Annotated in this window: 9 protein-coding genes; 4 read left to right on the top strand and 5 right to left on the bottom strand. The window is 33.6% G+C overall.

What is annotated here, in order from left to right; all coding sequences use genetic code 11:
* Positions 1 to 310 (top strand): hypothetical protein (locus ACFOOI_RS21965; protein WP_379840334.1); only part of this gene is annotated, 310 nt, incomplete at its 5' end.
* 37 nt (positions 311 to 347) lie between these two features.
* Positions 348 to 1,394 (top strand): nucleotidyltransferase family protein, encoded by a 1,047-nt coding sequence (locus ACFOOI_RS21960; protein WP_379840333.1) that lies wholly within the window; start codon positions 348 to 350, stop codon positions 1,392 to 1,394.
* 151 nt (positions 1,395 to 1,545) lie between these two features.
* On the opposite strand, the gene ACFOOI_RS21955 is transcribed toward ACFOOI_RS21960, so the two are convergent.
* Positions 1,546 to 2,253, bottom strand: a complete 708-nt coding sequence (locus tag ACFOOI_RS21955; protein ID WP_379840332.1) for a LytR/AlgR family response regulator transcription factor — start codon at positions 2,251 to 2,253, stop codon at positions 1,546 to 1,548.
* A 150-nt stretch (positions 2,254 to 2,403) separates the two neighbouring features.
* On the opposite strand from ACFOOI_RS21955, the gene ACFOOI_RS21950 reads away from it, so the two are divergent.
* Together ACFOOI_RS21950 and ACFOOI_RS21945 are read left to right on the top strand one after the other, a co-directional pair.
* Positions 2,404 to 3,090, top strand: coding sequence for a LytR/AlgR family response regulator transcription factor (locus tag ACFOOI_RS21950; protein ID WP_379840331.1), 687 nt, complete (start codon positions 2,404 to 2,406; stop codon positions 3,088 to 3,090).
* Between the two features lie 15 nt (positions 3,091 to 3,105).
* Positions 3,106 to 3,381 (top strand): LytTR family transcriptional regulator DNA-binding domain-containing protein, encoded by a 276-nt coding sequence (locus ACFOOI_RS21945; RefSeq protein WP_379840330.1) that lies wholly within the window; start codon positions 3,106 to 3,108, stop codon positions 3,379 to 3,381.
* A 19-nt stretch (positions 3,382 to 3,400) separates the two neighbouring features.
* Here ACFOOI_RS21945 and ACFOOI_RS21940 read toward each other — a convergent pair whose 3' ends face one another.
* From ACFOOI_RS21940 to ACFOOI_RS21925, 4 genes are all read right to left on the bottom strand, one after another.
* Positions 3,401 to 4,009, bottom strand: coding sequence for a ParA family protein (locus tag ACFOOI_RS21940; protein WP_379840329.1), 609 nt, complete (start codon positions 4,007 to 4,009; stop codon positions 3,401 to 3,403).
* Positions 4,010 to 4,068: 59 nt separating this feature from the next.
* Positions 4,069 to 6,786, bottom strand: coding sequence for a TonB-dependent receptor (locus tag ACFOOI_RS21935; protein WP_379840328.1), 2,718 nt, complete (start codon positions 6,784 to 6,786; stop codon positions 4,069 to 4,071).
* Between the two features lie 208 nt (positions 6,787 to 6,994).
* Positions 6,995 to 10,786, bottom strand: coding sequence for an Ig-like domain-containing protein (locus tag ACFOOI_RS21930; protein WP_379840327.1), 3,792 nt, complete (start codon positions 10,784 to 10,786; stop codon positions 6,995 to 6,997).
* Positions 10,787 to 11,787: 1,001 nt separating this feature from the next.
* On the bottom strand, positions 11,788 to 12,042 hold the full coding sequence (locus tag ACFOOI_RS21925; RefSeq protein ID WP_379840326.1) for a hypothetical protein: 255 nt from the start codon (positions 12,040 to 12,042) through the stop codon (positions 11,788 to 11,790).
* Positions 12,043 to 12,468: the final 426 nt, after the last annotated feature.

Below are 12,468 nucleotides of genomic sequence, written 5' to 3'. Positions count from 1 at the left end.
TCCACCATTAGGAAAAGCGTATAAGTATGTGTTTGCGGTATCAATTGCTTATAAACTATTTAAAAACAACTTGACTTTAGACCGCATTTCTTTTGATTCCAAAATTGATAAAATTATTGATGATTTTATCCTTGAAAACGCTGATTTAAAAAAAATATTAGAGAACGAATATTTTCGACTAGAAAAACAACTTAACAAATATGAAATGTTAGAAGACCACATCATACATGAATTTTCTATTCGAATTGCCTATTTTATTGATTCGTTTATTCAAGCAAGTTTTTTAGAATACAGTAAATCAAATCATTAATTTTATTTGTCTTTTCTTAAAAAGGATATTTTTATACATGGCACACAAAAATTCTGTGGAACTCAAAATATTACTTGCAAGTATTAAGCTTTTGATACTGCAAGTAGAAAAATCAGAATTTGAAAGTTTACTCCTTAACCGTACCATAAATTGGAATAAACTACATCAATTACTAGCTTATCATAAAGTTCGTCCAATTTTTTTAGCTGCCTGTAATCGAATTAATTTTAAGCATGAAGAACTGTCTCATCTTGAGTTATTTTGCAAAATAGAAGCACTAAGAAAGCCACTTATCCAGAATGAATTACACGTATTAAATGCATCATTTAGTGAAAAGCATATTGCTATAACGCCCTATTACAGTTCATTTTATCTTGAATATTTGTATAACAAAAACTCACTAAGGGAGGCAGATCATATAAAAGTATTTGTTAAAAGAAAAGAGCTAGTTTTAGCGGTTCAACTATTAATAGATAGGGGTTTCAAATTAAAAATTGAACACACAGATTGCATAGAAAAAATCTTGACCGATACATTGTATAATTACGTCTATCTTGATAAAAAGCTGACTAATGGCATACATTTAAGGATTCAACTATATTGGGAGATGATTATCGAATCAGATTATAGTTTATTTTCCACCATAAATACTAATTTCTCAGATTATCATAGATTCAAATCATGCGATAAAGATTTTATATTTAAAATAATAATAGCGAACCAGAGTAAACAAAAATATTGGCTTAGGCTACAATATGTTGTAGATCTATTAGTATACATTAAAAAATATCCACAAAATAGTACAGGACACTTGTTATCTATTTCTGAAGAAATAAATTTGACAAAAATGACAAATTTAGGACTGTCTTTAATTGAATCTTATTTATCTGGAGAAAAACGATCATCATTGTTTCATGTACCTACTACACTTTCAAAGGTATCGTACTTTTGGGAAAACGATTCAAGTCGGACAGGTTTTTATAATCTGTGTCTGTTGTTTAGTATCTATAGGAAAACGTTTGATTTTAAAATTCCTTGGCATACTTTATTGATACATTTTTTCCGAATGTCTCCATTTATATGAAAATGCATAATTCTGGTATAAGATTCTATCTTTTTTAAATCATAAAAATTATTATTGCAAAAATATATCTTCTTATAATGCTTTTAAGACTCATTTGAAAATGCGGTATTAAATACGTTTTGACTAAGTTCAGAATAATCACATTCTAATTTTATTTTTGATTAATAAAACGCTTAATATTTTCTAAAAATGACCTAGATACTGGAAAAGTTAGGCCATTGTTCAGAATCACCTCTTTTAAATTTAATACTGAAATGTATGCTGAATTAATTACATATTTGTGATGAATGCGTAAAAAGGTTTGATCTAGAGACTCCTTCATAATTCTTTTGAGGGAGATTTTTTTTGCATACTTCCCCAAAAGAGTATAAATAGTGACGTAGTTTATATCACTTTCCAGATATATAATATCCGTAAAATTGACTTTTTCTAGCCTTCCTGATTTTCCGCTTAACAGTATATATTTATGAGCTAAAAAATCATGCTGCTTTTTTTCTTTAAAGTTTAGTAGTGCTCTATTTAAAACAGAAAAAAAACTTATTTTATGAAATGGTTTTACCAGGTAGTTGTCTAAATAATCTTTTAATTCATTATAGAAATCCTCTTCTAATGAGCTCGTGATACCTACTATTGGAAAATTTGACGGGCTTATTTCTTTTATAAATTCAATTCCTTTTGGTTTACTATCAATTATCAAATCTGAAACAAAAATATCAACCTCTGTTTTGTTTATATATTCAAATGCACTGAGAATATTATCAACGATGGCGATGATATGAAATTCTGAACCCTCTAACATCATCTCAAGCTTTAAAGCATACAGAGGGTCATCTTCTAAAATCAAAATATTTTTTTTCATTCAACAAATTATAGATTGTAAAAATAATTTAATTTATTGTTACAATAGTTTCATTTATGTACCCATAAGTGTTAATTATTTACTTATGTTTTTGGTTTTATGGAAAAAAATTATGGTTTATATGAAATTTAATAAATAAATAATAAAGCTATGGTAGAAATTCTAGTTTTAGAGGACGATTACTTGTGGCAATTACATTTAGAGAGAATTTTGCAGAAATATAAAAATTTTAAAATTTTAAAATTTTCAGAAACCATTAAAGATGGTTTAGTACAGATAAGTAATCTTAATCCAGATCTTATTATTTCTGACATTTATTTGAAAGATGGAAATGTATTTGATTCATTATTGCAGCACAAATTTGAGGTAACCCCAACCCTCTTTATTTCGGGTACGCAAGAAGAATTAGTATTAGGTAGGTCTGATAATTATAAAATGAGTAGTTACTTAGTAAAACCATTTCATGAAGTTTCACTTATTTCTACATTGAATATACTAGCGGACAATTATATCAATTTAAAGAACAATTATATATTTTTGAAATCAAATCAAAAAGCTCCGCAAAGGATTTATTTTGAAGAAATAGAACGTGTAGAAGCAGAAGGCAATTATTGTATCATTTTTTTTAATAATGGCAAAAAAATTGCAAAAAAACTATCTTTAAAAAAAATGATAACCACTTTAGACAAGCGTTTTTTTCAGATCAATAAAAGTACATTAGTTAATCTTAATCATCTTTCAAAAATTGATTATTCGAACCACGAACTATATATCAATAATCTTAAATTCCCTTTAGGTAAAAAATACAAAAAAAATCTTGAATCTATTCTGTATTAAAAAAAATCTTGAATTATGAATATTGTATTAGGAGAAAAAATTCGAGCAGACCAAAGCCAAATATCATTTTTTAGATATGAATCACAAAACATTACGAGTGTTCATTTTAAAAATGGCGGCTATTTATTGATAAAAAAGCCACTTATTACTTTCGCTCGAGAGTTTCCGCCGTCTAGTTTCCAAATGTTTAATGATAGATATTTGATTAATCTAAACCATGTATCCAATTATAAAAAGCTTGAAAAATGTATAACACTTAGTAATACATTTAAAATAAATTTGAAATCTTAATCGGAAAAATACTTAATTCCTATAAATTTATTTCTTTCAAAAGCTCCCTACATAAGCTTTTAATTTCTTCTTTTGCAAGCCTGTCTTCGCTTACTAATTCTAATACTTTATTAATTTGCAATTCATTTTTATACAAGCTTCTAAAATGAATTACCGTTGCATGTATTTTTATCCCAGTATTGAATAAAATCTCTAGGGCTTTATCAACCAATACTTTATTGTTTGGCACTATATTGAGTACTATTTTTGCTTTGAGACGGGTTCGTTCTTTTTTTATCTCTAAATAGTTTTGTATTGTTTGATTAAAACTTACCAAGTTTATATCTGTTGGCACGATAGGTATTAAAATAAAATCTGAAATTTTAAATATTTCTGACATTAATGGATGCAAATATTGAGGAGGGTCTATGATTCCTATATCATATTCATCTTTAATATCACTTAGATATTCTATCGGAACAACATCCACTCTACTTAATCCTTCATATTGACCTAGCCCATCTGTATTTCCTTGAACATCAATTATAACTGTCTTAATATTTTGGGACGTAAAGAAATACGCAATGTTTATAGCGAGTGTAGTTTTTCCTTGTTTGTTTTCCGTATTAGCAACTGCTATTATTTTCATACAGTTTAAAAGAAATGATACCTCTAAATATTATAAGAGGTATCTTATTTTTCTAAAAATTAGAATCTAAAGTTCCAGCTTAAGTTAAATATTGTACCTAATTGACTAAAGTGGTATCCGTCATACGTCATTTGAGAATATCTTTGGTTAAACGTAATCAGGTTTGATTCGTTTTTCAAAGCAGCTGCATCTTTTAACAATGCCTCGCCTTTGGCGTTATGTGCTTTAAATGACCACTCAGGCAATACATTCAAAATATTGTTGATATTTAACTGTAAAGTAGAGTTTTTAGTAGTCTCAAAAGAGATACCTAAGTCTGTAACCATTTTAGTTTTAAACTCCGTGTAAAGATCTAAACTCATACCTTGTTGTTGGAACTTCGTTGGTCCGAACAAAGTATTGTTCAGCGTAATTCCTAATTTGTTGATTTGGTAATCTAAACCAAGAATCGCCTTAAACTTAGGACGTGAAGTAAAGAACAAGGCCTCTTGTGTACCGTTTACTACTGACTGACCAGCAGAAGCTACAATCGAAGGGTTATTAACTGCTCCTTCTCTTTCGTTTTTCATAGTATAGTTACCTGCTAGGTTAACATTTAACTTACCTTCGCCAACCGCGATTTTACGGTAGCTCGATACGAAATCAATTCCGGCAGTACGTGTATTAAGTCCGTTTACGAAGAAACTAAGGTCTGAAAGGTTGTTTTCTTTCAATACTCCGTCAAGTTTCGTGTTTCCAGCTGCAGTAGAACCAATTTCAGTACTTAGGATAATCCTGTCTTTAACCGCAATGTTATAGTAATCTAATGTAATGCTCAGGTTTTTAGAAGGATTTAAACCTACTCCCATCGTAATGTTCATAGATTTTTCAGGCTTAAGACTTGGAAGACCCAATAGTCTCGCCTCACGCGAAACGTTTGAAACCAAACCACCTACTTGAATTCCTTGTCCTGGCACGAAGCTGTACTGAGCTTTTTGTGTATAAATCTGGTGAAGCGTTGGAGCCTTAAAACCCGTTGAAGCCGAAGCTCTAAGCGTTACTTTATCATCTGCAAATTTGTATCTTGTACTTAATTTCCATACAAAAGCACTACCAAAATCTGAATAGTTTTCTAAACGAGCAGTACCGTTGATTAAGAAATTATCGCTAAAGTCAACCGCCACGTCAGCATAAGCACCGATGTTATAACGGTTAAATGTACCCGAGTTACGTGGGTCATTTCCTGCAAATGAGTCAGCACCACCGTCCTCGTAAGAAGCTAAATCTCCTTCTATTACTGTGAAGTTTTCTGATCTAAACTCAGAACCGAAAGCCACGCCTACTTTGTCATTAAGTCTTCGGTTGATATCGATGTTACCTACATTGTGGGTAAAACGCGTACCACCTGGTTTGAATATGATCGGGCTGTTTTCTTTGTATTTGTTAGTTCCGTCCGGATTAAGTGTTCCATTTCTATTGTGCGAGTTAGTAACTGTGTATGTTTGCTCGTTTCCACCTGTAGTGAAACTTACGTCTGTGTTCCAATCGTTTCTGCTTGATTTAAATCCTAAAGTACCGTTGTAGTCCACTAGGTCTCCATCAAAAGTAGGCACATATCCTTGGTATGAAGCGGCAGTACCGTCACCAAAGAAATCCTTTAGATATGGGAATGACGAGAGAGTTCTCCAGTAAGGCGTACGGAAGTTAGCAAATGAGTTAACTTTTTTATACACATATCCGAAGTTAGCGTATATCTCACCTGTAGCAGAAATCTTTTTACCTGCATTACCCGCAAATTTCATTGCAGTAGTATTAGGAGAACCGTTAATGTTACGTGCATCTGGGTATTTAGCCAAAAACGCCTTAACATCGTTTATGTTAGCTCCAAAATCGGCAGCTTCACCAGCAGCATCAACGGTACCAGGTCTGTTGGCAAGTTTTGACTGCGACATATCTAATGTATAGTTCACAAATCCGTCTTTACCCAATGAATTACCATTATTGATAGCCACACCATACATTTCACCATCTCCTTTCGAAGTAATTCCTGACCTCAAAGTAACGCCACCGTTGTTAGCGTCGTCTTTTAAGATAATATTCATAACACCGGCAATGGCATCAGAACCGTATTGAGCAGAAGCTCCGTCTCTTAGTATCTCTACTCTTTTGATCATATCCACAGGTATTGCAGAGATATCAGCACCAGTTTCACCTCTACCCGGCGATGTTTGGGTATAAAGCAATGAACTCATGTTTTTACGCTTTCCGTTTATCAAAATTAGCGTTCTACTTGGTCCCATGTTTCTGATTTCGTAAGGATCAAGAAGCGATGTTGCATCATTTACTGGAGTTTGAACCGTGTTAAATGAAGGCACACGATACTGCAAAGCCTTGTCAAAAGTGGTTTGACCTGTGCTTGTCAGCTCTTTAGTAGCTACGATATCTACAGGAAGCGGCGTGTCAGTCAACGTACGCTTAGAGTTTCTACTACCAACCGAAATTACAACTTCAGAAAGGCTCGTAGAAGATGGACTCAAAGTAACAACCATACCGTTTGCTGCTTTTACTGTCTTAGTTTCATAGCCGATAAAACTGAACTCTAGATCTGTACCAGCTGGCACATTGATGGTAAATGAACCCGTGGCATCTGACGACGTACCCACGTTAGACTTGTTTTTGATGGTAGCCCCAATAACTGGCGATTGATCTCCCCCATCAAGGACTTTTCCGGTAATTTGACCGAATGAATTTGTGCAGAAAATAAGCATCGCTGCACATAGCGAATAAAAATATTTCATAGGTTTTTAGTTTGGTTAATAGGAGCCTAAACTATTGTTTTAATTACTATGAAACCTTCGTTGTCACACATGTGGTACATATGTTGTATATTTCGGGGTATTTCTTGGAAGTTTTTAGTTGTAAAATTCGAATAAAAAACCTGTATTTTAATTCGAGTAATAAAATAAATATATTTAGAACTTAAAAAAACCTTACTCGCTAATTTTTTTAGTTATTACCACAACCATCTATACTTGCTTCAAAAACAGTGCCTAAATCTGCAGTAAATCCTTGCTCTAACAATATGTATTTTCCAGAATCATATTTTACTTTGCCTGAGCCAGTTATTTTATTTTTAGCTTTGATCTCTCTTCCTGCCTCAAACTTAATGGTTCCACTACTGATATCATTTAATGTGGACACTAAGTCATAAGCCAATGACTGACAAGGATTAATATTTACACTAACCGTGCCGGCTCCTCGACTTAAGCTCGGGCATTCGTTTTCAATACACTCTGCGAAATAACTGTAGCTATCACTCGGTGGATTATATAAGATAGGGCTAATAAAGCTTGTCCCTATGCCTAATTCTATACCTCCTATTTCTTGGTTATACCATTTTACAACACCATTACATCCTGAAGCATTTAGTGTGGTGGCCTGCCCACTATTAATTATTTCAGAATTGACCGTTACTAGGGGCGTGCTAGGAATTATGTTTATTGTAGCAGTAGCTGAGCTTCTTGAACTAACACAAGCACTTACGGTACAATCTACAAAATAGGCAGTAGTTGAAGAAGTTAAGCTTGGCGTTATAAATGAAGCCGTTGAGGCCAAACTTACTCCGCCAGTACTGGTGGCATACCAATTATAAGTACCCGTACATCCTGCGGCTGCAAGAACGACCGAACCCGTGCCACATCTGGCATTGGAAGTAGTGGTTGGAGCACTTGGAATATTATTTATGGTAGCTGTAGCTGAACTTCTTGAACTAGCACAAGCATTTACGGTACAGTTTACATAATATGAGGTAGTTGAAGATACACTTGGCGTTGTAAATGAAGCCGTTGAGGCTAAACTAACTCCACCTGTATTGGCAGCATACCAATTATAAAAACCCGTACATCCAGACGCCGTAAGTACGGCTGAACCCGTGCCGCACCGGTTGACTGATGTGGTATTAGGAGCCGCTGGGGCCGTACAAGGTACAAGCGTAACTAATTTTGAATTTGCACTAATTTTTCCACAAACTGTTCCATTTGCTAATAAGGTTTGAAAACTAGAAAAACTAGTGCCTATATAAGGTGCTAGGCTTAAACCTCCTTGAAACGACAAACCATAAACCGTATAATCACCATGAGAATATGTACTGGAATTTGATAAATCTGCAGTGTTAGTAAAACCTGATATATTGCCTGATACATTGTTTTTTACAAGGTATGTGTAATCATATGGATTTAAAACTAGAGGAGAGTAAACTATAGTACCCGCTGGACTAGAGGTAATGTTTATAGAATAAGATGGTGTGGCAGGGACACCACTAAAACCTGTTATTACTAATTTGTAAACATTATAAGCAGCAAGTATTACGGTTGTAGTATTATTTGTAGAAACATACGGTGCTGAATAAACTGCACTAGTTCCAATCCAATTGGTGCATGGCGATAAAGCATTATAAGAATCGGAATAAACGGTCATTATTTTACCAGCGGCTGAGCCTGAAAAGCTAAAAGTGTATGTACCAGAAGTATTTGGAATAAATGTGAATATATCATAATAGGTACTATTGCCAGCTCTTTGACATGAACCCGAACCATTATTAAAGGTAATATTAGTTACAGGGTCAGTAGATGCTATCGTTCCAGTAAATGAATTTATTGGTACACCAAATGCAGACATATTCAAATTTAGATTAGTTGAACCGGCTTGTTCTGTGACACTAGAAGTCGGGTATATACTAGATTCTTCAGGGCTACAAGCGGTTGCTATGGTTATATCGATATTGTTAATATCAAAATAAACATTATCTATAGCTTCAATTTTTATCCTTCCTCTCGTAGTGATATTGTTAGGAATAGTAACGGTGTATTGTCCATCGTTTTGAGTACTTCCTATTAATACAATTGGGAAGGTTTGTCCGCCGTCGGTTGAAAAACTTATTTTTACGTGACTAGTATTAAGGGGAGGCGAGTCTGTCCCATTTACATTCCAGGTTATATTGGCTGTATTACTTCCATTATAGAACCAAAGTGTTGGAGAATTTTGAGACGTAATCTCAAAAGGGCCCGAGGTTACTACACTAACTTTAACCTCATCGGAATCAACTCCACCACCATTAGCCCTATTGTCTCTGACAGTAAATCTAAAATGCATATCTCTTACTACCAGGGGCAAATCCTCGCCTACATTATCTGCCGGGTTATTAGCATCATTTAATATATATCCCAGACTGGGGAAAAATCGCTCGGTGCTACTAGCGGATTGTACACTCTTAAACAAAGGTGCGGTTTGACTATTTACGGCGGGATATCCGCCTAGCCCACTTACTGACGACCCTAAGGCTCCTTTATCACCTACGGTAGCTACATCAAATTGTTCCCATGTATAAGTCATTATATCGCCATTGGCATCAGTTGCAGTACCATTTAATTTAAACGGTGTACCTTTTGGAATACTTACATCTACTCCAGCATAGGCTACTGGTGGGGTGTTCCCAGTAGATGATGTAGTATAGCATGTGGCCTGATTATTAACATAGTTATATATTTTTTCAAGGCTCTTTGTATTAAAATATGATAATTGATTACCACCAGAAATGGTATAATTAGTAGGATAAACACAGTTATTAGCATAACTCATAAGTGTGGTTCCACTGCCAGGTTCCACTGCATCGGTGTTTGACCAACCACCTAGACAAAAATTAGGATTACTTTCGGAAGGCCCACCTACAGCATTAAATGTATGCCATGCTGTAAATTGGTGACCAACTTCGTGGGTAAATACCCTAACCACCATACTGAGATAAGTTGGAAAGGTTGCCAGATTACTCCACTCTGTCCAACCATTAGATTTAAAATTGTCTACACAGGGACTTGGGCCAGCTTGGCCCTGCGAAGAAATAAACGAAGATGTGAATATATTAAATGTATGCCCGACATCGTAATAAGAATAAGGAAGTATACCGTTTGCATTCATATTGTTAAAGCCATTTTGTGAAGCGGCGGCACTTGCAAAATTTGGGTCTGGAGAGAAAGGGTCCGTTGATGGGTTGGTAAACAAAATACCATAATTTATACTTTCATTTATGAGCTCAAATCGTATGGAAGCTTCTAATTCAAAAATAAGATTGGCTGCATTTAACAAAGAAACAATTTTTGAAAGAGCATTAGCTTGCGAACCATAAAAACTAACAAACTCTCCCGTTGCCGCTGCGGCCATTCTATACTTTCTTAAAGAACCTCCAACCGGAAATGGAGAAATACTTTTTATTGTGGCTTGGTTTTCGTCTTTTTTTTGATGAAAATCATCTCCAACATTACACTTTAGGTTATCAATGTTGGTCTCAGACATTGCATATATCCGAAATTGGTTCACAGAGTTCGCAATGGGCTCTATAAAAAAATAGCCCTCTGGTGTTTGCATAATACCATCCAGCGTATTTTCTGTTAATGTAATTTTCATTTGAGTTTTTCCGTCCTCAGATTTCCCAGAAAGTATACTAATATCTTTTATCTTTTGAGGAGAAATAAGCTCTTCATTGAATGTAACATTTATTAAGTTCCCATCATAATTAGGAAACTGAGTTTTAAAATTACTTATCAAGCCGTTTGATGCTATATATACTCCGCCATTTCTTTGGAAGTTTCCCAAATCAATATAAACTTCTTTCCCAATATTATTTAAGGGTGTAATTTGAGCAAAAACCTTTTTTTGTGAAAAAATTAATATAAGTGTAAAAAGAATGAGCGAAATCAATTTAAAAGATGTGTACTTGAATGATTTTAATGGGATAGTTTTCACAATGCTTAATTTAAATTTGGAAATTTTTTATTAGATTCAAAAAATATCCAATTATCTGAAAATTAATAGCATATAAATCACTGAAAGGGTTACAAATAACGTTTTTAGGTAATTATCTGTAATTCTACTTAAGACCTATATGAGTATTTATCTGCAGGTAATAAATTAAAATAGCCTAGATTCAATAATTAGACAATACTTTTAAAGTAATTTTAGAATTACTTTAAAATCTACTAAAAAACGAGGTTCGGCTGTAAGCGAGGGCAATATCTGTAAAGCTCCAAATCTAGTACAAAAGCTTGGGTTTCTAAACAACAATCTCACTATTCAAATGACCTAATTAAGGAAATTCCTCAAATAATTTGACTTAAAGAAGCTACCTGAAGCGACATTCATTATTTCTGGATGTGCGTGTTTTTTGATTAATCAAAATCCGTTTCTTTATAAAAACTGCTTTTTAAATATTTAAATAATATTGGCTACCTTATTCCAAGCTGTTCGCAAATAGCATGAATTGTATATTTTATGAATAAGTAAAAATCTTTTTGCTATTTCCTGCTTTTTTTGAAAGTTTCTTCGGTCTACCTCCTACCCGACCTCTTTCAATAACGGAATTTTATCTAGCCTTTGACTGGTATTGAATCCAACTTTTATCAAAGAAGATAAAACTACAAAAAGATAAAAAACCAATTTTACTACAGCCGCCTTGGTGTCAATATTTTTTTTTAAACCGCTAATTGACAACACCTCCAGCGTTTTAAGGTTGACCATCCAATTAGGTACATTTTTTCCTCAACCTATAAAATCTCCAAACGGTTAAAATATCTCCTTTATGTGGGTGTACGTTACGTTTTTTTCAGGTCTGTCCGAAACGGTTCTTGAAATTTTGTGTAGTAATATTTTCTTGCTCCCCTATTTCGAGGGAATCTATTTACAACTCGGGGTTTGGGTCATGGATATAACCACTACGTATCCCGCAAGAATAATGAAGTCCGTAATTTTTAATACTTGTTTCTTTTCTCTCCACAGTACGTACACTCCTCAAAAGCTCTAGCGGTTTTTTCATAAACATGCATACACTTTTCAGCTGTTCCACCAAATCCACGACCAGCCACAACTTTTTTGCAACTTAAACAAGTAACTCCTAAATAGTCAGATTGTGTATTAAAATGTTTACACAAAAAAGAACCCCCTACCTGCTTTTCTCCGGATAAGTTTACTATCAAATCTCGAATTTGTTTCTCTGACAGGTTCATCTGCCGTAGATTCTTTTTGAATTCTTCTTGATCTAACATAAGGTATAAAAAAACTTATATTAGCTCAAATATATCTTATTTTGAATATTTTATCTAGTTTTTTTACTAAATTTAATGTGTTTTAATAGCGTGGTTCTCATTTGTGGAATTGGTAAAAAAAGCAAACGTTATCAAATAAAAATCTTATGATTTTCTTTAATATTATACATGCAAAATTGAAGTTCAGTGACTATTTCGTTCTGGTGGTATTTACGGTGGCTTATGCTATTTATGAATATGAAACGACCGAAACAGAAACTAAAAGAAACACATACTATATTATTTTTTTTGTGTCACTTACAGCATTCAAAATTTTCAGATATATGTCTTCAAGTATTAAATAAAACAGCCTTATTGTTTTCGACAAGCTAACCCGTTTATAATATT

It is taken from the genome of Lacihabitans lacunae (assembly GCF_042649125.1).
Lineage (GTDB): Bacteria > Bacteroidota > Bacteroidia > Cytophagales > Spirosomataceae > Leadbetterella > Leadbetterella lacunae.
This window is presented reverse-complemented; position numbering and strand designations above follow the sequence as displayed.